This is a genomic window from Streptomyces sp. NPDC059785 (assembly GCF_042732375.1).
Classification (GTDB): Bacteria; Actinomycetota; Actinomycetes; order Streptomycetales; family Streptomycetaceae; genus Streptomyces.
In genome coordinates this window covers 31,338-53,974 of the sequence record NZ_JBHWHV010000007.1, presented here as the reverse complement: position 1 = coordinate 53,974, position 22,637 = coordinate 31,338, and the positions used below count along the sequence as shown (strand labels likewise).

Below are 22,637 nucleotides of genomic sequence, written 5' to 3'. Positions count from 1 at the left end.
AGACCGGAACCCGCCAGAACACGGGCCGCAGTCTGTGTACGGTGCATAGTCGCACGCACGCGGGTCATTGCTCCGCGACCCGGTCCAGCACGCCGTAGAGCACCGTATAGAACTGCTCGTTGCCCCAGTAGGAGCTGTGCGCCGCCGACACCGGCTGCCGGTTGTCGACCTCGACGTCCCGCACGTCGCTCGCGCCGGTGCCGAACACCGGGGCGGCCTGGTAGGACAGGAGGTCGCGGCGATCGTAGACATTGACCCAGGGCGGGAAGCCCGCAGGCAGGCCGCTGCCGAACGGCCGGGACGGCAGGGCGTCCAGCTCGTACAGGAGCGGAGCCTGTGAGCCCACCGTGACCAGGGCCGTGACGTTCCCGGGGCGGGCGCCCGCGCCCGCCGTGGCGCCGTCCAGCAGGGCTCCGGAAGCCAGCAGGTCGAACGAGACGATGCCGCCGAGGCTGTGACCGAGCAGGACCACGGGGCCGGGCCGGGCCCTTATGGCCTCCGCGACGAAGGCGCGCACCGCATCACCGCGCACCAGGTAACGCACGATGTCGCCGAAGAAGCCGGCGGACCTGCCGCTCCAGGCCGTGCGGCGGGCCACGGCCAGCCGGTTGCCGACTGCGTTCTCGAACAGGCGGGCGGAGAAGCGGACTGCCGCGGACACCGCCTCCGGGATGCCGCGTACGTCACCGCCGAGCGCGTCGGTGACGTGGTCCACCAACACGTCACGCCGCACGGCGGGTACCCGGCCGGCGTCGCCGCCGCTCTCGTTCAAGGCGTGTGCCACCAGCGCCCGCGCGGCCAGCCGGGGCAGCGCGGAGGCGGCGCCCCCGTCGGCCGCGGCCGCCCGGCGCAGCTCCGGCGCGGCGGCCAGCGCCTCGGCGGTCCGCGCCAGCGGTACGTCGAGGCCGGCCTCCGCCCAAGCCGTGCGCAGCGCGTCATCGTCGGCCAGCCGGGCCAGGTCGGCCAGGAGCGTGTCCCCGCGGGAAAGCGCGCCCGGGACGAACGGCGCAGACGCGGCGGAGGCCGTCAGGGCGAAGAGTTCCAGTTCCGCCAACGGATCCGTGTACAGCAGTGCCCAGCGAGCCACCTCCTCGTCCTCGGCCGCAGGTGAGTCGGGTCCTTTGCCGTCCTGGGCGACGAAACCGGGGATCGACGCGCCGTCGGCGCGCAGGTATGAGCCGAGAGCCGAGCCCCAGTCGCAGGATTCCACCCGGACGTCCGGGCGCCGGGCCGCGATTTCGCTCCGGATGCGGTCAAGGGTGGTTTCGCCGGCCGGTCCGCGCACGCCAGTTCCGTGCACGAAGAGAAGGGTCACCATGGCCGCGCTCCCCGTCGGATCGAATATGGGACGACTCGCATCGATACCCGCCCTTACCCGAAAAGGCAAGATCTTAGAGGCTGTCCAACGTGGCAAGTTCCACAGGCTTCTTCAGTGGCTCGGGACGGTGGCCATGGCCAGGCTTCGGCTCTGCCGGTCGTTGCGGTCCCCCTGCGGAATCTTGAGACCACGAGTAGCCCATGGCAGGCTCATGCCGCATGATCGATGAATTCGCGAAGGACACCCTGCACGCGAGACTGCGGCGGGACCGCAAGGCGCTTCTCTGGAAACTCGACGGCCTGTCCGAGTACGACGCCCGCCGACCTCTGACAGCGACCGGAACCAATCTCCTCGGCTTGGTCAAACACGTGGCCGGCGTCGAGGCCAGGTATTTCGGCGAGGTTTTCGACCGCCCTTCCCCGGAAGCGCTGCCCCGGTGGCAGGACCACGACGGCAGCGATCTGTGGGCGGCCGAGGACGAGGCGCGCGACCGGATCATCGAGTCCTACCGGCGCACGTGGGAGCACTCGGATACGACGATCGACGAGCTTGCCCTCGATGCCCCCGGCCACGTGCCGTGGTGGCCGGAGCCTCATTCCAACACCAACCTGTTCGCCATCATGGTCCATGTCCTCGGCGAGACCAACCGGCATGCCGGGCACGCGGACATCCTGCGCGAAGGTGTCGACGGCCGAACCGGGATGCGCCCCGAACACGAGATGCAGATCGATGAAGAAGTACGAGCCGCTTACTGGGCAAAGATCGAGCAGGCCGCCAGATCAGCCGCATCAGTCAAGGCATAGACGACTGCGCCACGTGACTTGAGGTTCGAGCGTCATGATGCCGGCCGTGGGTGCTGATCTGTCGAAGCGTCTGGTTCCTGATGAGCTCTGGGGCTGGTCGCCCCATTGCCGCCGTCGTTCGCGGCTCGACCGCAAGGTGGTCGGACTGCTCCACGTGACGAGAGGGCCGCGTTCACGGCAGTGGTGTACGTGCTGATCAGCGGCTGTGCCTGGCGGCATCTGCCGCCGACATTCGGTACGTCCTCCGCCACCGCGCATCGCCGCTTCAGCCGAACTCGTCCTCGAACTTGTCTGGGGTTCTGCGTGCGTTGACCGGTGATGGGCCGGTCGGAAAGGCGAGTCTCAGCCAGGGGTCCCGCGCCGCCTGCTGGCGGACCGACTCGAAGAACTCGGGTGGCGTCAGCGCTGCACTCGCTTCTCGTCCGGCGTCACCAGCTGGGGATCGCGTGACGTGCGAGCCGGCCGGTCATCCCCCGTCCAGGCACAGGCAGAAGGGGTGTCCGGCCGGGTCGAAGAGCACCCGGACGCGGTCCTGCGGCTGGAACTCCGCCACCGTGGCGCCCGGGGCCACCACCTCGGCGACCGCCGAATGCGGATCGCCGACCTGGAAGTCGAGGTGCAACATCGGGTGCTGTTCGCCCTCGACCGGAGGCCACCCCGGAGCCTGATGGCCGTCCGCCTGCTGGAACACCAAGAACGCCCCTTGCGGGGAGGCGACGACGGCCGTATTCGGCTCCTCGTGCTCGACGTGCCAACCCAGGAGTTCGGCTGTCCGAGGTGCTGCCGTACGGGACGACGCGCTCAGCCACGTCGGCGACCGCCTGGCGGGGCAGAACGGACGGGAGTGAGCCTCCTGCCTCACCTGGTGTCGGCCGGAGTTCGCAGGCGGTGCGAGACTTGCTCGTCCGGTTCGTGTGCGTGCAGTGAGAGGCAGTTGGCCATAGGCATTTTCGACACGAAGAACGGTTCGGTACGAGGCTTTCGGGCCGCTGCCGACATCGTCGCCGTCCTCGGCATCCCCTATGCCGCTCCGCCGTTCGGCGCCAACCGGTTCCGGGAGCCTCTTCCGGCTTCTTCCTGGGGCGGGATACGGGAGGGCCGGAAATTCGGTCCCATCTCCCCGCAGTCGGCGCAGCTGCCCGGCGCGCCCGCTTGGTCTCCGGGTGACGAGGACATTCTCACCGTCAACGTGTGGACACCGGACGCGGGCGGTGGCCGTCTGCCGGTCCTCGTCTGGATCCATGGCGGCGCCTACACCTTCGGCTCCTCGGCCCAGCCCGACTTCGACGGCACCGTGCTGGCTCGCTCGGGGCTGGTCGTGGTCACCCTCAACTACCGGATCGGATTCGAGGGCTTCGGCCACGTTCCGGCGGACGGGCAGTCGGCCCACCCGGACAACCGGGGCCTGCTCGACCAGGCCGCCGCCCTGCACTGGGTCCGCGACAACATCGCCGCCTTCGGCGGTGATCCGGACAACGTCACCATCGCCGGCCAGTCCTCCGGGGCCGCCTCGGTCGCGTGCCTGATGGGGATGGACGGTGCTCGTGGCCTGTTTCGCCGCGCCATCGCGCACAGCCCCGCCAGCCCCTGCTATACGCGCGACATCGCTGCCGCCACGACACGGGAGGTCGCCGCCGCCGCGGGCTGCCCGGCCACGTCCGAGGGTCTGGCCGCCGCGAGTCCGCAGGCACTGGTCGCCGCCTCGGACCGGGTGGTCGACCGCTACCGGCGCGACCCCGCCTCCGGATCGCGTCACTACGACCCCTCGCTCTACGCCCCCGTACTCGACGGCGACGTCCTGCCCACCGACCCCCTCACAGCACTGGCGGACGGTGCGGCCCGGGACGTGGACCTGCTGGTCTGCTCCACCACGGAGGAGTACTGGCTGCTCGACGCGGTCGGCAGCAGCGCGAGGGTCACCACCGGTCAGCAGCTCGCCCGCTTCGCGCAGGACTTCGGCCTTCCCGAGGGCCTGGTGGCCGGCTACCGCGCCGCGATGCCGCAGGCCCCGGTGCTCGACGTCTACCTCGCCATCTACAGCGACCTGCTGTTCGGTGAGTACAGCAACCGGCTCGCCGAAGTGCACGCCCGCGCCGGCGGCCGCGCGTTCCTGTCCCTCTTCGACCGGCGGCGCACCGGCCCGGACACGGTGGTGCGCGCCTGGCACTGCGCGGACATGCCCTTCGCCTTCGGCAACCTCGACGACGAACGCCTGGCATTCCTGATCGGCGGCGCACCCACTACGGCGGACCAGGACCTGGCCCGCCGTATGGTGCGTGCCTGGGCCGACTTCGCCGCCACCGGGAACCCCGGCTGGCCTCCAGTCGGCGGACCCGTCCCCGAGATCAACAGGTGGGTCAGCTGCCCTCAGGACGGCGCCGACGAGCTGCCCGCGGCCGCGGCCGCTGTCCGGGCTCTGTGGGCGAAGGCCGACTTCCCCGTCCTGTGTCCGTGAACGGCGGCCGTACCCACGCGGGCCACTGTTCGTGAACGGCGGCCGTAGTCGCGCGGGCCACTGTCCGTGAATGACGGCCGGGCCGCGCGAGCCACGCGTGCACGGCCCGCTGGGGCCGTACCCGCGCGGCCGGGGCGATGTGGGCGCGGCCAGTTCGGTCCGGCCCTCAGCTCACCCGGACCCCTGTGGTGTCCGGCAGCCGCAGGTGTCCGCCCCGGAACCGGTTCCGCAGCGCGCGATCGTGGGTGACCAGCACGACCGCCTGGGAAGACCCGGCCAGTGCCTCCTCGAGTTCCTCGACGAGCGCCGGTGACAGGTGGTTGGTCGGCTCGTCGAGGAGAAGGAGATCGGCGGGCTCGGTGACGAGCCGGGCCAGGTCCACGCGGCGGCGCTGGCCGTAGGAGAGCTCGCCCATGCGCATACGGAGTTCGGCCGGGCGGAAGAGGCCGAGGGCGAGCAGGGCGTCGGCCTGTTCGTCGGCGGAGCCCGCGCGCCCCAGTCCGAACGCCTCGATGACGGTCAGACCGGGCGGATACGGCGTCTCGTCCTGGCGCAGGTGGCTCACCCGGCCCGGCACCCGCACCGAGCCCTCGTCCGGCCGCAGTTCACCGGCGAGCAGTTTCAGCAGGGTCGTCTTGCCGGAGCCGTTGGGGCCGGTGACGAGCAGTCGGCCGCCGTGTTCGAGGGCGAGGGAACCCAGGCGCAGGCGGCCTTCCACGCGTACGTCCGCGAGGTGCAGGGCGGGAGGTTGCGCGCACGCGGTCGCGGGGCCCGCCGCGGTGTCCGCTGTCGCTGCCGTGGGGGGCGTGAAGGCCAGGGGATCCGGTGGCGGCGCCACCGGATTGGCCGCCAGCCGCTCGGCCCGTTCACGGGCGTTGCGGACGCGGGCCATCGTGCCGTGTGCCCGGCCGCGGGCACGGAAGCCGCCGTGGCCGAAGTTGGCCAGCGCCGCCTTGCGCGGGATGGTGCTCAGGCGGGCGGCGTGGCCGGCGGCCAGCCGCTCGTTGCGGGCCAGTTCGAGGCGCCACTGCTCGTGTTCCCGGAGCCGGCGCTGGCGCTCGGCCGCCTTGGCCGTGCGGTAGCCGGCGTAGCCGTTGCCGTAGCGGTTGACGTTTCCGTCCTCGGCCTCGAAGACCGTGGCCGTCAGACGTTCCAGGAAGACGCGGTCGTGGGTGACCGCGAGCAAGGTGCCGCGGTGGGCGCGCAGTTGTGTCTCCAGCCACTCCACGGCCGCGTCGTCCAGGTCGTTGGTCGGCTCGTCCAACAGCAGCAGCTCCGGCCGGCCGGCCAGGACCGCGGCCAGGGCGAGCCGGGAGCGCTCGCCGCCGGAGAGGGTACCGAGGGGGCGCTCACGGCCGAGGACGGGCAGACCGAGGTGGTGCATCGCTACGTCCACCCGGTGGTCGGCGTCGTAGCCGCCCCGCGCCTCGTACCGCCCGAGGAGGACGCCGTAAGCGGCGAGTGCCGCCGGATTCTCGCCTTCACCGAGGGACCGTTCGGCGCGGCGCAGTTCCGCTTCCAGCACGCGCAGTTCGGCGAGCGCGAGGTCGATGGCGTCTTGAACGGTGGCGGTCGGGGACAGGGGAAGGGTCTGGGGGAGGTAGCCGATGCCGCCGGCTGCGGTCACGGTGACCTCGCCGCTGTCCGGGCGTTCCTGACCGGCGGCGATCCGCAGGAGGGTGGACTTGCCGGTGCCGTTGTCACCGATCAGCCCGGCCTTCTCGCCCGGCTTCAGCGAGAGGGAGACCCGGTCGAGGACGGTGCGGCCGGGGTAGTGCTTGCCGACGCGGCAGAGGGTGAGTTGTGCGGTGTGCAAGAGCGGGTCCTTCCTGGACGCGGCGGTACGCGCCCGGGCCGGCGGGGTGAGGGATGCACGGTGGGGCGCGGAGACGGCGGAGCGGTGCTCTACGCGGTCTGCGCCGGTGATGTCACAGGGAACCCATGGGCAGGACAGTACGTCGCATCGTGGACTTTGACAAGACGATACGTCTCGCCTCGTTTGGTGTGCTGCTGCTGCTGCTGCTGCTGCGGCGGTGGCGGTGGCGGTGGCGGTGGCGGTGGCGGTCGAGTTTGGCGTACCTCGGCCCGGCGAACTCCTCGAAAGCCGTCCGCGAACTCCTCGATCTCACCGCTGCTGTCTTCCAGCGGGAGGTCGTGAGGCAGCCGGTCGGGAGTGCTCGGGCCTTGCCCGGGCGGCGCACGGCACGGCTTGCGGCTACTGCCCGGTGGCGCGCCGCGTACTGCGGCTGGCTCACTGGCTCAGTGGCAGGCAGGCTGTCAGTCGGCTGTCCCGTCCGCAGCGGCCTCCGGGCGAGTCGTCACCGGCGTCGGCAGGAGCGCTTGGCCGACGAATTGGCCCGGCCTGGCAGACCTGAGGTGCTTGGCCGAGACCGTCACTGACTCTCCCGCGTCCTGATCAGCCGCCCCTCCACCGTGCCGATCACCAGGTCCCCGTCCGCGGCGACGCTCAGGCAGGTCGGGGCGTAGTGGTGCCCGCCGAGGGGGAGGGTCCGGCGCCGTACCACCGTGCCCTCCGCCGCGCGCAGCGTGAGCAGCTCACCGGTTCCGTCACCCAGCACGGCGTGTACGAGACCGTCCTGGGCGTCGACCGCGGTGATCCGTTCGCCGAAGCGGTGTGCCCAGACCACCGCGCCGTCCGGATAGGCACGGCGTACGAGGTGGGTGCCGTCGCGCGCCGTGCAGGTGTGGACGAGCCCCGGCCCCAGGTCGTCGTCGACGTGCACGGCGGGTCCGCCGCGCAGGTAAGGGCCGAGGGAGTCGTTCCAGGCCAGCGGGAACAGCCGCTCGATCCCGTCGGGGCCGGCCCGCACGACCCACTTCTCCAGCAGTTCCGGCGGTACGTCGGGGCGGCCGACGCCGTAGAGGAACAGCAGGTGGGGCGAGCGTCGCACCGGGAAGTCGTAGGAAGTGCCGCTCTCTCCCAGCGTCAGGGTGGCGAGCCGTCGTCCGGAGGGCGTGAGTACGACGCTCTCGTTCGGCGGCCAGCGTGGTCCGGGGAACAGTTCCCGGGAGTCCCGGGCCACCCAGGCACCGTCCGTGCGCGCGGCGATGGCGACCGGGAAGTCGAAGTGGATTTCGCCGAGCGGGGCGCCGTCGGCGAGGGCGTACCGGCACAGCCGGGTGCGCCGGTCGTCGCTGTCGCCGATGAGGACGGTGATCCAGACGCTCTCCTCGTCCGGGGTGACGTACAGCCGGCAGCCGTTGCGTTCCTGCCGCCCGTCGGGCTCCGGCACGGACCACTGTGGCCGGCCGTCCGGCGACCAGCACTCCAGCAGGGTCCCGCTGCGCGCCGCGGCGAGTATCCGGCCGTCCCGCAGCGCCTCCACCACGGCCACCCCGGGCCGTAGGGTCCAGGTGCTGCCCCGTTCGGCGGCGAGGTCGGCGAGGTACTGCCGGGGCCGGTCGATGGCCGGTCCTTCGACTGCGCTCCAGTCGATCTCCACCGGCACCTGCGGCCAGGAGACCAGCGCGGCGAGCGCGTCGGCGGCGACGTCGCTCCAGTCGTCGCGCTCGGCGACGCTCCGGGTGTACGTCATCTGGCCCGGGTCCGCGTAGTCGATCACCGGCCGGGCGAAGGTCACCTCCAGACGGCGAGCGTCCCGCCAGCGCAGGGCAGTGACCCCGGCCCCGGCGACGGCCACGTCGGTACGGCGCCGGGTCGCCGGCTCGTACAGGTGCAGCCCGCCCCGCAGGGCGAACTCGTCGCCGTCCTCCGTGCCCACGGCGAGCAGCGGCAGGACCGGGTGGAAGGCGAGCTCCTCGATGCCTTGCTCCAGCACGATCTCGTCCCACAGGGCGAGGTCGCTCGTCCGGTAGACGGCGATCCGGCCGAGCGCACCGCGGCAGCTCGCGTGGCAACTGACGGCGAGCCAGAGCCCGTCCGCGCTCACGTGGGTCGTGTAGGGGTGGCCGAGCTCGGGGAACGGGCCGTCGGGGATCAGACGCATCAGCGGAGCGTATCGAAGAGACCCCAGGTCACGGTCCGGCCCTGGTGCGCGGGCACCAGGAGGCGTGGGCGGGTCTGCCTCATCGCCCACCGCCACGTGCAGCGGCTTTGGCAGGGCCCGTAGGTGACTCCTCTCTTTCGCGGGTCCGCAGTCGGTCTTCAGGTCAGAACCATCCACCGGCGGCCGTCGATGAGTTCTCGTGCGGCGTCGAGATGTCCGGCGTGGCACGCCGTCTCGGTGATGACGTGCAGCAGGACGTCCCGAACGGTGTGCAGGTGCGGGTCGCCGAAGAGGTGGTGGGGCCACCAGGCCAGAGGGGCGTCCGGGTCCGCGGCGGCGACGGCGGTGTTCGCGAGTTCCGCCTCCGCTCGGTACCGGTCGAGTACCTCGGTGCGCGGTACGTCGGGGGCCACCTGCCAGGCGTCGTCGATGTCGTCGAGGGCTTCGATGACGGCTGGGTCGCCGGTGATGACGGACCGGAACCAGAACCGCTCGACGTCGAGCGCGAGGTGCTGGACGAGGCCCAGGCAGCTCCATCGCGACGGCAGTACGGGCCGCCGCAGTGCCTCCGGGGTCAGCCCGTCGAGTATGCCGAGGACATGGCGGCGCTGTGCGTTCAGAGAGGACAGGAGGGCTTGAATCTCGGTGTCCGCGGTCGCGGGCATGAGCGCGGTCACTGCGCGATCTCCCAGATGTGGCCGCCCGGATCCCGGAAGCTGGCCGTTCGTATGCCCCAGGGCCGGTCCATCGGACCGTTCAGCAGCGTCACGCCGCGCGTGGTCAGCTCCTTGCACATCGCGTCCAAGTCGTCCACGGGGAGGGTGAGCTGAAGGCGGGAGCCGGCGTCCGGGGCGGCGACGCGTGCGGGGCTGATCAGCTCGTGTGCCGCGGTCGATCGCAGCAGATTGATGATGGTGTTCCTGAAGTCGAAGACGGCCGAGTTGTCGTCCTCGTAGGTCACCGGCAGGCGGAACACCTCACGGTAGAACCGCTTCGTGGCCTCCAGATCCTCTACGAACAGGGTGATGGCACTGATCTTCCCGGGCCACGTGGTGTCGGTTGTCATGTGAGTCACGGCTACAAAGGATCTACCAGTGGCTGCCTGTTGCAAAGGCGGCAGCGGGTACCTCCTTGCGAGCGGGCCGGGGCCGGTAGCCCCGGTCTTCATCAAAGGCGGTGTACGGGCGTCGTGCTGTCGACCCAATGCCAATTCACCGGCTGATGCTGTTTCTTGAGGGCGGTGCGTTCCCTGGCGTAGGCGCGCAAGGCGTTTTCCACCGTCTCGCCGAGGCCGCCGAGGGAGGTCGGGCACGGTACGCGCAGCATCAGGTGCTGTGTGCGGTGCACGAGGATCAGCTCGCCCTGGGGGGTGCAGTCCATGAGGGTGAAGTGCTTGAGGAGCTTGTACCGCTTGTCTTCCAGGTCGAGGCGTTGAGCGCGCACGCCGGTGGCGGTCCAGGCGAACAGCCCGTAGCGGTTGAGGTGGTAGATCCGCTCGCGTGCGGGGTCGGTGGCGATCTCGAAGCAGTGACCGGTGAAGGGGCTGTCGCGCGACAGGTGCATGCCGCCGAGCTGGCCGGTGATGTCGCCGTCGTCGGTGACCAGGACGAAGGCGAACTGCTGGCCGCGGCTGCCGCCGCGGTAGATGCGGCCGTAGACGGGGATGACGAACAGGTCCTCGCGCACCACCGCGGGCCGGCTGAGCCGGGCGCCGTGCCAGTCCCGCAGCTGGGCGGTCTGCTCGAGCGCGGTGAGGTGTTCGGTCAGTGACGGCCGCGGCCGGTGGTCCATGCCGACCGGTTCGCCGTTGAGGAGAAGGTCCGGCCGCAGGTCGGCCTCGGTGTGGTGGAGCGGTTGGGCCTCCATGGAGGCCAGGGCCCGCAGGGTCGGCTTCGAGGTGGAGGTGAGGGGCCGGTCGGTGATCGACACGATGTTGGTGATGAGGTTGCCGTAGTTGTGGACGCCGAACTCGCCCGTCGTGCACAGCAGGCGGCCGGCGGGGGTTGTGCTGATCCAGGTGGCGAACGGATCGCGCGGGCCGTCCTCGTGCCGGCGGCTTGGCATGTCGTAGTGCGCGGTCACCGCAGTGAGGTCCGCGGTGAGCAGATGGGTGCGATCGTTGGGCGCGGTGGCCGCGAGAGTGCCGTCGGGCAGGACGCACAGCGACTTGGCCCACCACAGGTCCTGCCCCAGCCCCGTGGTGGGGCCGGGGCCGCCGAACGTCGCCTCCTGGCACAGGAACTCGTCCTGCCCGGAGACCGCGGTGGCCAGCGGGGTGCCGTCCGGGGCGTACCGGGTGAGCAGCGCATAGCTGAAGTGCGCCTTCGCCGGGGCGGCTTCGTCGTCAGCGACACCGTAGGTGTGGCGGTGGACGCGGAAGAGGGCGTAGAGCTCACCGGACGGCGTGATGGCGACGTCGTCGACGCTCACACCCCAGCCGTCGGAGTACTTGCGTTCCACGTCGAGAGCGTGGTGATCGACGAGTGCGGACGGCAGCGTCACGGGGATGGCGTGAGTCATCTGTCCATACTGCCCGGCACCACTGACAACACCGCCCATGCGGGACGGAGCCTGCCATCCAGGAGACGGCCGCCCCTGGCGACTTCGGGCCCCGGTGCGTTGCTGATCGGGCGTTGTTCCAGCCATGCGGGCTTGGGCCGAGCAGCACGAGAGCGGTACAGCTCCGACATGCGGGGAGCTCGTGGGGCGGCGCGAGAGGTGCTGCGTGCTGACCTGCCTGTCGCGCACTTCGGTCTTGGGATGGTGATCGTGGTGAGTGTGGTCGCGGGCTTCGCGGGCCGCCTGCCTCAGGACATACTCCGGGACGAGCCGCTCCCGATGCTCCCCAACCACCCGTTCCGGGCCGACCGGGGAACGTTCCAGCACACTTTGGTCCGGCTGCCGGCCGTGCGCAGCCCGTGGCTGCGCACGATCCTGGAGAAGACGCGTCCGGTCAGGGGCTGAACTCGTAGTGGGGCAGACCCTCCAGCAGCCGTCGTGCCGTGTCGCCGGCGTGGAGTGACTCGCCATGGAGGCAGGGCGCCCGCGTACGCAGTGCCTCGGAGCGGGCGGCGTCGGACAGGACCTCGCCGGTGCGCTCGGGGGCGCCGAACTGGAAGCCGAGCTGGGTGGCGTAACACCGTGCCGCGGCGATCTTCTGCGGGAGGACGGCGCCGATGTCGACCGTTGTTTCCCGCGTCGCCGCCGGTGCGCCGTGCCGCGGCCCGCCACCGTCGGCCGGTGTGCGGGCGGCGTAGGGCAGGTCGCGCCACCAGGCGGTCCGCGCGGGCGGCGCGACGGCGGCGACCGCGCGGGCGGTGAGCAGATGGTCCACGTGGTCGCCGATCGCGCGGGGCGCGAGGACGAGGTCCGCCGACGCCAGGTGGCGGCCGAGCAGTCGCCGCAGCTCCGTCTCGACGTCGTCGTCGGGGCGGGGCGGGCGGAAGAGCTCGGACGGGCTGCCGTATCCCCGGTGCGGGGCCTCGGGCAGCGGGAGGTGGACCGGCGCCAGCGTGCCGAGCCCGCGCTGGGCGGCCCGGTCCTCGGCGCGGCGCAGGGCCATGTAGTCCACGTCGGCGGGGAGCCCCTTGTCGAGCTGGGTGGAGAGCGCGAAGGGGCAGGGGTCGGCGACGGAAGCGGTGAAGCAGGTGACGACCGTGACCCGCCAGCCCGCCCGGGACAGCAGCGCCAGTACACCGCCGACGGAGAAGACCGCGTCGTCCAGATGCGGACCGACGGCCACGGCGGTACGGGCCCTGGCGGTACGGGCCCTGGGGGTACGGGCCTTGGTGGTACTGGCCTTGGGGGTATGGGTCACGGTGGTACTGGCCTTGGCGGTATGGGTCACGGTGGTACTGGCCTTGGCGGTATGGGTCACGGTGGTACCGGCCTCGGCGGTATCGGTCACGGTGGTACCGGCCTCGGCAGTACGGGTCACGCCGGTACGGGCCCCGGTGGCGTTCACAGCAGGTGCGGGGCGCGGCGGAACCGGCAGGACGGGTCCACGGCGGGCGCGTCCGACGTGACCGCCTTGCCGCCGGTGACCTGCGTGGACCGCGTCGGCCGCGCGGCGCGCACCCGCTCGTACACGGCGCCGATCCGCGCGGCGGCCACCGGCCACGACCACTGGGTACGCACCTGGTGGAGCGCGGTCCGGGTCAGGCGGCGGCGGAGCGCGGTGTCGTCGAGGACCCGGCCGACCGCCGCCGCCAGGGCCCTCGGGTCGCGCGGCGGCGCCAGCAGCCCGTTGACGCCGTCGCGCACGCAGTCCACCACGCCGACCACATCGGTGGAGACCACCGTGAGCCCGCTCGCCATCGCCTCCAGCACGGTGTTGGAGAAGCCCTCGGCCCAGGTGGGGCTGACGAAGACGTCCCCCCTGCGGTAGACGGCGGGGGCGTCGTGGTAGCCGGTGGGGCCCAGTACCTCCACGGTGCCGGCCAGGTCGGGCCGGAGCGCCCGGCGGGTCACCTGGTCCAGGTCGGGGCCCGTGCCGGAGACCAGCAGCCGCAGCCGCCGGCCGTCCGCCCGCAGCAGCCGTACCGTCTCCAGCAGGTCCAGGACGCCTTTGCGGACGTCGATCCGGCCGTGGTAGAGCAGCGTCGGCGGATCCGCGAGGTCCCCGATGTCCCGTCCGGGCGCGGGGTGGAAGAGGTCGGTGTCGGTGGCTCCGGGGACGACGGTGAAGCGTTCGGCGGGCACCCGGTGCCGGGCGGCGACCTCCGCCCGGAAGGAGGGGGAGCCGATCAGCAGCGCCGGGGTCTCCCGCAGCACCCGGCGGATCGCCGTGCGGTGGGTCGTGCAGCAGGTGCCGACCCAGTGGCCGTCGCCGCCCTGGATGGAGACCACCGCCGGGACACCGAGCAGCTCGGAGGCCTCCAGTACGGCCAGCCCCGGGGGATAGCCGTACTGGGCGTGCAGGACGTCCAGCGGCGCGCGGGCGTGCAGGGCGGTGACCGCGTCGCGCAGCGCACTCACGTCGGCCTCGAAGTCGGCGGGCAGTCCGTCGCCGACGGCCTGTTCGCCCAGCGACTCCAGCGCCACCAGCTCCACGCCCTCTGGGACCCGTTCGGGCGGGGGCGGACCGCCGCCGTAGACGGCGCGGCCCTGGCGGTCGCCGCGGTACTGGGACACCAGGGTGACCTCGTGTCCGGCCGCGACCAGCGCGCGCAGCAGGTTCTCGGCGTAGGTGCTCATGCCCGACACGGCCGGCCAGTAGCGCCGCGAGACGAAGCAGATCCTCATCGCGCGCCTCCGCCAGGGGTGCCGACGGCGCCGATCACCGGGGCGGGCGGTGGTGGACCGGCGCCGGCCGCGTCGACCGTGCGTGCACCCACCGTGGTGGTGCCGCTCCCGGCGCGTTCGGCTTCGCGCAGGGCCTGGAGCGCGGAGCGCACCAGGGTGTCGGCGCGGTGCGCGTCGCGGGACAGCTCCAGGCTCACCAGGCCGCCGTACCGTACGGCGCGCAGCGCGCCGAGGACGGCGGGCAGGTCCATGTCGCCCTCGCCGGGGGCCCGGTGCTCGTGCCGGCCGCGGGGCATGTCCTCCACGGCGACCGCGCCGAGGTCCGCGGCGTGCCGCAGCACAGCCTGACGTGGTGTCAGTTCCCCTGCGACCAGGCAGTGTCCGGTGTCCAGGGCCAGCCGCAGCCCCGGGGCGAGGGCCGCGAGGCGGGACCAGCCGGCGCAGTCCTCGACGAGCATGCCGGGCTCGGGTTCGAAGGCCGCCACCACGCCCCGCTCGGCCGCGTACGCCGTGACGGCGCGCACCCCCTCCACCAGGTGGCCCCAGGCCGTCCCGCCGGGAGCGGTGTCGGTGCCCGGCGCCGGTACGCCCGCCCAGAACGAGACCGCCTCGCCGCCCAGATCGGCGGCGATGTCCACGCACCTGCGCAGGAACGCCAGGCGCCGGGCCCGCCCTGCCGCGTCGGCGGTGATCAGGGTCGGCTCGTGCTTGTGCCGCGGGTCCAGCAGGAAGCGCGCTCCGGTCTCCACGGTGCTGCCCAGGCCCAGCCGGTCCAGGCGCCGGGCCAGTGCCGCCGTACGGGTGGTCAGATCCGGTGCGAAGGGGTCGTGGTGGGCCACGTCCACGGTGAGTGCGACCCCGTTGTACCCGGCGTCGGCCAGCAGCGCCAGCGCGTCGTGCAGCCGGTGCGAGGTCATGCCGTTGGTGTTGTAGGCGTAGCGCAGCCGGCCCGCGCGCGGCGGCGTCATCGGGCCGCTCCCACGGCCGTACGCGCGATCGCGTGGCGGTCGGGTTCACGGTAGAGGGGGTACAGCCCTCCCACCGTCTCCCGAGCGGCGTCCACGTCGAACCAGGCCGGGCCGCCGAGCCGTTCGCGGGCCCCGGGTGTCAGATGCACCGGCCGTGCTCCGGAGCGGGGCGGTCGCCCCACTCCGGCCAGGGGGTGACTGCGGCTCATCAGCTTGCGCACGCCGCGTTCGCCGATCCGCGCGTAGGACATCGTCTCCACCTCCATGCCGGGGACGAGCACCTTGACCGAGTGGGCCCCGGGGCCGCCCGCCTCGATCACCAGCACATCGAAATGCGCATCCGCCAGCCGTTGCAGCAGGTCCGCCAGGAGGGCGGCGGGGTCGTCCAGTGAGCCGGGCGCCACGGTGGGCAGGCCGGAGAAGGGCACGGTGGAACGCCGGGAGAGCACGGTGGGTGCCAGCAGTTCCCGCAACCGGGAGGCGTCCAGGGCGGCCCACCGCGTCATCGCCCGCAGGGCCCGGGGCTCCTGCGGTGCCAGCGGCGAGGACAGCTCGCGTTCCAGGTATCCGGGCGGGGCGATACGGGCGACGGTCTCCAGCGGAGCGTGGCTGAAGACCTTGCGGGCGCGGGAGGAGACGTACTCCGTCAGCGCCTTGCGCAGCGCCGTCTCACGGTCCGGGTGGGCGGCCTCGCCGCAGGCGGTGAGCGTCAGCGGCGTGACACCTTCCTCCGGGTACGGGTCTGCCGAGGCCGTCTTCGCATTCCCCGGGACCTGCGGGTACGGGCCCGCCGAGGCCGTTTCCACGGGCCCCGGGGCGGTGTCCGTGCCGACCACGTGGATGTCGGCCATGCCGAACTGGGTGGAGGCGAGCTTGGGCAGCACATCGACACCGGTGTCCCGCAGCCGTTCGAGTACGGAGCGGGTGACGGGGTCGCCCACCTCGTCCAGGTCGATGACCACGCCCCGGTCCATGGCACGGTGCGCGGTGGCGTTGCCGTCGCGCTGAAGGATCTCCAGCAGCGCGTGGGACAGGGCCCGCTCCGGGGTGTCCCCGGCTCCGAGCCCGTTGCTGACCGGCGTGGTCAGCCAGCCGCCGGGCGGCGGGGTACCGGGCAGGTCCGACCCGGAGCAGGCGGCGAACTCGGCGGGCACCAGCACCTCCTCGCCGGTCCGCAGCCGGCGCGCGGGCACCCACTCGAGCAGCCGCTCGGGGCCGTACTCGGCGCCGGCGGGCAGCACCAGCGTGACGGGGTCGGCGACCCGGTCCCGGCCGCGTTCACGCACCAGCTCCGCGTAGGAGGCACGGCGCCGCTCGACACCCGCCAGGTGCCGGGTCATCAGCACCTCCTCGACGAGTTCGCCGTAGGCGCCGGTACGGGCCTGGGCCGGGTCCGCGCCGTATCCGACGCCGCTCTTGCGCAGACCGGCCGCATCCAGGTGGTCGGCCGAGACGACCGGCAGACCGGTGCGGTCGGCGCCGCCGATGTCGAAGTCCTGCTGCTCACCGGGGGCCAGCGCGGCACGGTAGGCCCGGACGACCGGATGCTCGTCGGCGGCGTTCATCATCGGGCTCCCAGGGGAAGGGCGGCCGTGTCGGGCCGGCCGGCCAGCTGGTGGTCGAAGAGGCGCAGGACGTCCGCGGTGCTCACCGGAGCGGCGAACTCGAAGGGCGTGGCCACGGCCTCGAAGTCCAGGGCCCCGATCACCGACCGGTAGTGGCGCACCTCGTCGTGGGAGAGCGGGATCGCCGCGTGAAAGGCCTTGTGGCAGGAGAGGGCGCGGGGCACGGTGCCGTCGAGGTCGACCTTGAGGGTGTCGCCGCAGAACAGGATCTTGCGGCGTTCGTCGTGCAGCACGCAGTGGCCGGGGAAGTGGCCGCCGGTGCGGTGCACGGTCAGGCCGGGCGCCAGCTCGAGACGCTCGTCCACCGGCCAGGTGACCTGGAACGCCTTCGTCCACACCAGGTCTTGCACGCCCACGGCGACCACCGGCGGGTCGAAGCGCCGCTGGAGCTGCCACAGCGCGCCGTAACCGTGGACATGGCTGGCGCCCAGCCGGGTGATACCGCCGAGCCGTTCGATCTCCGCCAGCGCCTCGGCCGGGTAGTACGGGGCGGCCTCCCAGGCGACGTTGCCGCCCTCGGCCTCGATCAGCCAGCCCGTCGAACCCAGACCGAAGGAGGGCAGCGTACGGAAGCCGGTGACGCCGGGGACCGGCCGGTCCCAGTCCGCGACCGACACGGCCTCGACTGCCTTCTCCTCGACGAGGTCCCAGCCGTCCTCGGGCAGCGCGTTGCGCACGTCGCAGCAGACCGGACAGGCGGGCGGGGTGTCGAACCACCGTTGCCAGTGGCCGCAGTTGGTGCAGGCGTACATCGTCAGGGTCATCGTCGGCCTTCCTCGACGGTGGACGGAACGGGCAGCGCGGACGGGAACGAACCGGACGGCGGCGGCGCCGGGGCACGTCGGGCGGACGGGTGCGGGGAGGGGGCGTCGCGGACCCGGGCGAGCGCGTCCAGCAGCAGCCGGTGCAGGGCCAGATCGCGTCGCAGCGGCCACGGCCAGGCCCGCCCGGCCGGACGTCCGGCGCGCACCGCGAGCGCGGCCGCCGAGAACTCCCGCACCTGCACGGCGAACGGCGAGGTGCGGGTGTCGAACGGCACGGGCGTACGGTGCGCGGTGCGCGCGTCGGTCAGCCACAACGTCCCCCCGGCGTCCTGGCCGAGGGTGTCGAGGGCCGTCAGCTGCCCGAGGGTGCCGACGACCTCCAGGCGGCGACGGGGCAGCGCGTCCGGGGTGTTGTAGGCGACGTGGAGCGAGACCAGCACGCCGTCACCGGTCCGGCCGGCCAGTACGGCGCCGTCGTCGACCGGGTAGGGATGCGCCCGGTGCTGCACCAGCGCGGTCAGCTCCGTCACGTCGTCCCCGCCGAGCAGGACCCCCACCAGGTCGAGGCCGTGCGGGGCCAGGTCAAGGGCGGCCCCGCCGCCCGCCCGTACGGGGTCGGCCCGCCAGTTGTCGTAGGGGCGGCCGTCCGGCGACCAGGCGGGCGGCAGCCAGCAGCAGTAGGTGAGGCGCACCGCGGTGACCGTGCCCAGCGCCCCGGCGGCCACCATCTCCCGTACCGCCCGGTGGGCCGGGTGGAAGCGCTGGTCGTAGGCGGTCGCCGCCAGAATCCCCGCCCGGCCGCAGGCGGCGACCAGCCGCTCGGCGTCGGCGAGACCGGCGGCCAGCGGCTTCTCGCACAGCACCGCGGTCCCCGCCGCGGCGGCCAGGGCGACCGCGGGACGGTGGGCGTGGTTGGGCGTCGCGACGTACAGCGCGTCGGGCCGGTGCACGGCCAGGAGCGTGGCGAGGTCGGCGACGGTGCGGGCACCGGGGGCCCGCGCGGCCAGCCGGTCGGCGGCTGCGGGGTCGGTGTCGGTCACGGCGATCAGGCGCGGTGGGGCGACCAGGCGGGGCGGGGCGTCGCGGACTCGGCTCGCGGTCGCGTCCCCGCTCGCGCTGGCGGGCCTGCTTCCAGGCTTGGTCCCACTCCCGTTCCCGGACCTGCTTCCGGGCCCGCTCCTGTTCCCGGCCTCCTGCTCGGTGGCCGTTTCGGCGGCGGCCAGCAGGCCGGGCAGGAAGTGGTCCCGGGCCACCCATCCGCAGCCGGCGACCGCCCAGCGGCACCCGGCCGCCACCGGAGCGGCGGCGGGGGTGGCGCGTCCGTCCTCGTTGGCGTTCACCACTGCTCCGGCAGGTCCAGGAGCACCCGGCGGCGGGCCAGTTCGGTCACCTCGGGTGTCAGCCGTCCGGCCCGGGCGTCGGCGAGCAGGGCGGGGGAGAGGGCGACGCGGTCGGGCAGATAGGCGCGGGCGCCAGCCCCGTACTCGTCCCGCCAGCGGTCCCCGGGCCAGCGCAGGACTCCGTCGCGGTAGAGCGGGTTGGGACGCAGAGGCCGGCCGGGGACGGGCCGGTCCGGGGAGAGCGGGCCGTACGCGGGCGGCGGAGGCGGGGCGCCGACCAGGGCGACGGCCTCACAGCCGGCCAGCTCCCCGGTCGTACGAGGCCGGGGCGGCGCGTTCGCCAGCAGGGCGCGGGTCAGCTCGGCGTCGTCGTAGCAGAGGGATTCCGGCAGCAGCCCCCGCCAGCCCTCCGGGTCCAGCGGCAGCCCGGAGACCGGGCCGGGGACGAGGGAGTTGTGGAGGTGGCCCAGGACGACGCCACCGCCACCGGCGTACGCCACGGCACGGCGCACCACCTGCTCCTTGTCCGGAAGGAAGTACAGCGCGTCGTGGCAGGCGACGTACGCGGGGCGGCCCGGCGGGGGCAGCGGCCAGGGCGCGGTGACGTCGGCGCACACCAGCCGCGCCCGGGGCGAGACGAAGCGCCGGGCCAGCCACAGCTTGGCGAAGACCACGTCGATCCCGGTCACGTCGCGGTGCCCGCGCAGCTGGAGTTCGCGCAGCAGGTGCCCGGCGCCGCACGCCAGCTCCAGCACCGGCGAAGCGCCGGGGGAGTGCCGGGCGGTCAGGGCGAGCACGGCCAGCCAGGTCGGATCGCTCCACCGGTGCAGGAAGTACGCCCCGACCCTGCCCATGCCCAGCAGCGTCACCGCCCCGCGCAGCGTGTCGGCCGCCAGCGCGGCGCGCAGGTCGCCGGGGGAGGGGGCCGGGCCGTCCCACCAGTCGTCGCTGTCGGCGAGCAGCACCAGCGCGGCACCGTCCGCGTCACCCTCCTGGAGCCGGCGCACCGCCCGCTCGCGCAGCTCCTCACGGCCGGTGCGCAGCCAGGGGATGCCCGCCACGACGGGCCAGCGCCGTTCGCCGTCGGTCAGGAGACCGGGGAGATGGGGGCCGCAGGGTCGCAGCGGGGCCCCGTTGCCGGGGCTGACCAAGTCCAGAGGACCGGTGGCGGTGGGCGGGGCCGCGACCGGCTCGGTCGCCGTGTCGGTGATTGAGGTGTCGGTGGCCGTCGTGCCGGTGATTGAGGCGTTGATGGTTGCCGTGTCCACGGTCGTCGTGGGACCGGCCTGCGCGCGGCCCGCGGGGCGGCCCTTCACGTCGCCTCCGCCGCGTCCAGCACGGCCCGGTGGAAGCCGGACACCGCGCAGGCATGCACCAGGTCCAGTTCCTCCAGCGCCTGCTCGGCGGTGAAGGCGGCGGCTCGCGCGTGGTGGCGGACCTGGAGCACCCGGTCGAGGACGTCGGCTGCGTGAAAGGCCCGGGCAGCCGGGGCGTCTGCCCCCTCGCGCAGGGCGAGCAGCGCCTCCACGCGCTCCGCGAGAGGCTCCGGCAGCTCGGCGAGAGCCTGCCGGGTCAGCCGCGCGACGACCGCGGGCAGGTGATCGCCCAGCAGTTCCTCACCGGCGAACCCCGCGTCGGGCAGGACGGCGTTGTGCAGGTGGTGGGCCAGGCCGAGCAGGAAGACATCGCCGGGAGCGGCGCCGAACGCCCCGGCCAGCAGCACTCCGTAGACCGCCACCGCCCAGCAGTGGTCGCCGTGGCTCTCCGGCGGCTCGGCCATCAGCCGCGGCCGTCCCGGACAGGTGGCGCCCGCCCGGGGCTGGGCGCACATCACCGCCGCGAAGGCGGGAGCCGGGGCACGGAGCGGATCCTCGGACAGCACGCGCGCGTCGTCCACCGGGTCACGAAGCGGGTCCTCCACCAGGCTCGGCAGTGCCTCGTACAGCAGGCCCGACGTCAGCGGATCCATGCGGTCGGTGTGCTGGGCGACCGAGCGTTCCAGTACGGCGACCGCCTCGTCCGCGGTCAGCCCGCAACGCCGCAGCACCGGGCCGTCGACACCCGCCAGCCGTGCCCCGGCCACGGCGGCCGCGCACTCGCGTACGGCGATGGTGCTCGCGTCCCCGCCGCGCACCAGCTCCGCCCACGACCGGCGAAACGCGCGCTCGGCCATCGAGGCGCCGCTGCCGGCCGTACGGATCCGCTTGAGGTCGCCGATCTCGCGCAGCAGCGGAACGGCCACCCGCAGTGATCCGCGCGGCACCTCCCCGTCCCGCGCGGCGGGACGGGGAGCGCCCTGCGCGGCGGGACGGGAAGTGGCCTGCGCGGCGGGACGGGAAGCGGCCTCCGTCACGACCGTCCGCCCGGCGCTGTCCGGTCCGCGCCGTCCAGCCAGTCGAGCAGCGCCCGCTCCTGACGGTGCAGAGCGTGCTCGGGGACCCCGCCGTCGACGGTCATCGGGGCCTTGAAGAAGAAGCCGAACTGTTCCTGCACACCGCGTTCCCCGCGGCGCCGCGCCTCGGCCAGCAGCCGGATCAGCTCCAGCACCAGCGGGGCGGCCAGGACGGAGTCCCGGCACAGGAAGTCGATCTTCATCTGCATGCGGCGGCCGAGGAAGCCCACGAGGTCGATGTTGTCCCAGGCCTCCTTCTCGTCACCGCGCGGCCGGTAGTACTCGATGCGGACCTTGTGGTCCTCCACCGGGTAGCCGAGCACCGAGTCCAGCACCTTCTCCTTGGTGGCCGTCTTGCTGGCCAGCGAGTCGGGATCCTCAAGGGCCCGGCCGTCGCGGTTGCCGAGCAGGTTGGTGGAGTACCAGCCCTCCACCCGCAGGGCCCGCGAGCGCAGCGCGGGGGCGAGCACCGTCTTGACCATGGTCTGTCCGGTCTTGCCGTCCTTGCCGGCGATCGGCACGCCCTGCCGCTCGGCCAGGAGTCTCAGCGCCGGCACGTCGGCCCCGGCGCTGGGCGTGAAGTTGAGATACGCCATGCCCTCCATGAGGGCCGCGTAGGCGTAGAGCATGGCGGGGGCGATCGCCTCGTCGCCCGCGTCCAGCGCCGCCTCGAACGCCTCGGGCGAGGCGAGAGCGGGTGCCGCCGGGTCGGGCAGCCGCTCGGTGGAGGCGAGGTTGACCACCACCACCTGGGACAGGTCCTGTTCGTCGCGGAAGCGCCGCAGGTCCTCCCGGATGCGCTCGGTGCGCTCGCGCAGGCCGTCGCAGGGCACGACGTTGGCGCCGGTGACCGCGCGGCAGTAGTCCGAGTCGGCCACCGCAGGCCACGGTCGCAGCTGCTGGAGGCTGGGGGCCGCGGCCTCGATCTGCGCCGGTTCCAGCACGCGGTGCAGGTGGGCCGCCTTGGCCAGGTCGTCGGCCGAGACGTCCCAGCCGCCGAACACCAGTTCCTCGTAGGGCACCAGGTCCGTACGCGAGGCCAGCGGAAGCCCGTCCTGGCCGCAGGCGCCGAGCCTGAGCAGTTCCACGCCGGCCACGGCGGTGGTGGCGACCGCTCCGCCCAGCCCTACGACGGCGGCACCCAGCCGGCCCGTCGCATCGGCCGACTCCACGTGCCGCGGGGACAGTCCCTCGGTCGGTTCAGGCATCGCTCACTCCGTTCGACTCGTCCATCGGCTCGGCCACGGGGCACGACCGGACTCCGGTCCATCGACGCGGGTACGGCCGGTGGTCCCGCACACAGGCCGCGGAAGCCGTTTCCGTTCGCGGCGGTCGGCTGGACCGCGGCGACTCAGCCCAGGCTTCGCGGAACTCGCGGCCACCGCATCCGCCGCGAAAGGGCGGCGTCCTGGCGTTTCGAACCCGCCCGTACGGTGCTGACGGGCCGGACCGCGCGTGGCACGCACGTTCCGCCGCGCGGCCGGCCGCCGGGAAGAGACGGCCGAACGGGTGAAAGCGGCTCGCCCTGAAGCAGCTCGTTCCCGGTATCGGCCGGTCGGCGACCGGCCCGGGGGACTGCCTGGCATGTCGGCCGTCGGCGTCCGCCGCTCTCCGCCCTCGCCGCGGCCTCACGTGGCTCGGGCCAGGTGCCTGGCGCAGGTCCGGCTCCAAGTCGGGCACCTGGAGACGGCTCCAAGTCGGGCACCGGGCCCGTGCAGCGCCACGCCACGAAACCGTCGATCGTCGGGGCTGACCAGTAC

At 73.2% G+C, this 22,637-nt stretch carries 20 protein-coding genes; 4 read left to right on the top strand and 16 right to left on the bottom strand.

From position 1 onward, the window contains the following. Nucleotides 1-64: 64 nt before the first annotated feature. A complete protein-coding gene (locus tag ACFV6E_RS07440; RefSeq protein ID WP_385459836.1) occupies nucleotides 65-1,318 on the bottom strand; it encodes a hypothetical protein in 1,254 nt (417 codons plus the stop codon). A 218-nt stretch (nucleotides 1,319-1,536) separates the two neighbouring features. Here ACFV6E_RS07440 and ACFV6E_RS07435 point away from each other — a divergent pair, with 218 nt between their 5' ends. Both ACFV6E_RS07435 and ACFV6E_RS07430 read left to right on the top strand, forming a co-directional pair. After that, nucleotides 1,537-2,121 (top strand): DinB family protein, encoded by a 585-nt coding sequence (locus ACFV6E_RS07435; protein ID WP_385167184.1) that lies wholly within the window; start codon nucleotides 1,537-1,539, stop codon nucleotides 2,119-2,121. 105 nt (nucleotides 2,122-2,226) lie between these two features. Then, nucleotides 2,227-2,433 carry a transposase gene (locus ACFV6E_RS07430; RefSeq protein WP_385459834.1) on the top strand — a complete coding sequence of 69 codons (207 nt, stop codon included), beginning with the start codon at nucleotides 2,227-2,229 and terminating at the stop codon, nucleotides 2,431-2,433. 154 nt (nucleotides 2,434-2,587) lie between these two features. Here the strand turns inward: ACFV6E_RS07430 and ACFV6E_RS07425 are convergent, their stop codons facing one another. After that, complete coding sequence (locus ACFV6E_RS07425) at nucleotides 2,588-2,983, bottom strand: VOC family protein (protein ID WP_385459832.1); 396 nt, start codon at nucleotides 2,981-2,983, stop codon at nucleotides 2,588-2,590. A gap of 78 nt (nucleotides 2,984-3,061) precedes the next feature. Here ACFV6E_RS07425 and ACFV6E_RS07420 point away from each other — a divergent pair, with 78 nt between their 5' ends. Next, nucleotides 3,062-4,576: a carboxylesterase/lipase family protein gene (locus tag ACFV6E_RS07420; protein ID WP_385460027.1), complete on the top strand. Its 1,515-nt coding sequence runs from the start codon at nucleotides 3,062-3,064 to the stop codon at nucleotides 4,574-4,576. 166 nt (nucleotides 4,577-4,742) lie between these two features. Here ACFV6E_RS07420 and abc-f read toward each other — a convergent pair whose 3' ends face one another. From abc-f to ACFV6E_RS07395, 5 genes are all read right to left on the bottom strand, one after another. Continuing rightward, the gene (gene abc-f, locus ACFV6E_RS07415; protein WP_385459830.1) at nucleotides 4,743-6,392 is read right to left on the bottom strand and encodes a ribosomal protection-like ABC-F family protein; all 1,650 of its coding nucleotides are present in this window, start codon (nucleotides 6,390-6,392) and stop codon (nucleotides 4,743-4,745) included. 577 nt (nucleotides 6,393-6,969) lie between these two features. Further along, entirely contained in the window at nucleotides 6,970-8,544 is a 1,575-nt protein-coding gene (locus ACFV6E_RS07410; protein ID WP_385459828.1) for a hypothetical protein, read from the bottom strand. Between the two features lie 158 nt (nucleotides 8,545-8,702). Beyond that, nucleotides 8,703-9,209, bottom strand: coding sequence for a DinB family protein (locus ACFV6E_RS07405; protein ID WP_385460025.1), 507 nt, complete (start codon nucleotides 9,207-9,209; stop codon nucleotides 8,703-8,705). An 8-nt stretch (nucleotides 9,210-9,217) separates the two neighbouring features. Next, complete coding sequence (locus ACFV6E_RS07400; protein ID WP_385167241.1) at nucleotides 9,218-9,610, bottom strand: VOC family protein; 393 nt, start codon at nucleotides 9,608-9,610, stop codon at nucleotides 9,218-9,220. 101 nt (nucleotides 9,611-9,711) lie between these two features. After that, nucleotides 9,712-11,064, bottom strand: coding sequence for a hypothetical protein (locus ACFV6E_RS07395; RefSeq protein WP_385459826.1), 1,353 nt, complete (start codon nucleotides 11,062-11,064; stop codon nucleotides 9,712-9,714). A 240-nt stretch (nucleotides 11,065-11,304) separates the two neighbouring features. On the opposite strand from ACFV6E_RS07395, the gene ACFV6E_RS07390 reads away from it, so the two are divergent. Further along, complete coding sequence (locus ACFV6E_RS07390; protein WP_385167244.1) at nucleotides 11,305-11,508, top strand: hypothetical protein; 204 nt, start codon at nucleotides 11,305-11,307, stop codon at nucleotides 11,506-11,508. Here the strand turns inward: ACFV6E_RS07390 and ACFV6E_RS07385 are convergent. The 9 genes from ACFV6E_RS07385 to ACFV6E_RS07345 are packed head-to-tail and all read right to left on the bottom strand — an operon-like array spanning nucleotide 11,498 to nucleotide 22,085. Then, nucleotides 11,498-12,481: a PIG-L deacetylase family protein gene (locus tag ACFV6E_RS07385; protein ID WP_385459824.1), complete on the bottom strand. Its 984-nt coding sequence runs from the start codon at nucleotides 12,479-12,481 to the stop codon at nucleotides 11,498-11,500. The genes ACFV6E_RS07390 and ACFV6E_RS07385 overlap by 11 nt on opposite strands. 23 nt (nucleotides 12,482-12,504) lie before the next feature. Continuing rightward, nucleotides 12,505-13,788, bottom strand: coding sequence for a glycosyltransferase family 4 protein (locus ACFV6E_RS07380; protein ID WP_385459823.1), 1,284 nt, complete (start codon nucleotides 13,786-13,788; stop codon nucleotides 12,505-12,507). Then, nucleotides 13,785-14,756, bottom strand: a complete 972-nt coding sequence (locus tag ACFV6E_RS07375; RefSeq protein ID WP_385459821.1) for a sugar phosphate isomerase/epimerase family protein — start codon at nucleotides 14,754-14,756, stop codon at nucleotides 13,785-13,787. Before ACFV6E_RS07375 ends, ACFV6E_RS07380 begins: the two co-directional genes overlap by 4 nt. Then, nucleotides 14,753-16,321 (bottom strand): YcaO-like family protein, encoded by a 1,569-nt coding sequence (locus ACFV6E_RS07370; protein WP_385459820.1) that lies wholly within the window; start codon nucleotides 16,319-16,321, stop codon nucleotides 14,753-14,755. The genes ACFV6E_RS07375 and ACFV6E_RS07370 overlap by 4 nt, the downstream gene beginning before the upstream one ends. After that, entirely contained in the window at nucleotides 16,321-17,145 is an 825-nt protein-coding gene (locus ACFV6E_RS07365; protein ID WP_385167199.1) for an MBL fold metallo-hydrolase, read from the bottom strand. The genes ACFV6E_RS07370 and ACFV6E_RS07365 overlap by 1 nt, the downstream gene beginning before the upstream one ends. Beyond that, a complete protein-coding gene (locus ACFV6E_RS07360; protein ID WP_385167201.1) occupies nucleotides 17,142-18,485 on the bottom strand; it encodes a Gfo/Idh/MocA family protein in 1,344 nt (447 codons plus the stop codon). The genes ACFV6E_RS07365 and ACFV6E_RS07360 overlap by 4 nt, the downstream gene beginning before the upstream one ends. Further along, complete coding sequence (locus ACFV6E_RS07355; RefSeq protein WP_385167202.1) at nucleotides 18,482-19,801, bottom strand: class I SAM-dependent methyltransferase; 1,320 nt, start codon at nucleotides 19,799-19,801, stop codon at nucleotides 18,482-18,484. The genes ACFV6E_RS07360 and ACFV6E_RS07355 overlap by 4 nt, the downstream gene beginning before the upstream one ends. After that, nucleotides 19,798-20,838: a hypothetical protein gene (locus tag ACFV6E_RS07350; RefSeq protein WP_385167203.1), complete on the bottom strand. Its 1,041-nt coding sequence runs from the start codon at nucleotides 20,836-20,838 to the stop codon at nucleotides 19,798-19,800. Before ACFV6E_RS07350 ends, ACFV6E_RS07355 begins: the two co-directional genes overlap by 4 nt. Continuing rightward, complete coding sequence (locus tag ACFV6E_RS07345) at nucleotides 20,835-22,085, bottom strand: inositol-3-phosphate synthase (RefSeq protein WP_385167205.1); 1,251 nt, start codon at nucleotides 22,083-22,085, stop codon at nucleotides 20,835-20,837. Before ACFV6E_RS07345 ends, ACFV6E_RS07350 begins: the two co-directional genes overlap by 4 nt. Nucleotides 22,086-22,637: the final 552 nt, after the last annotated feature.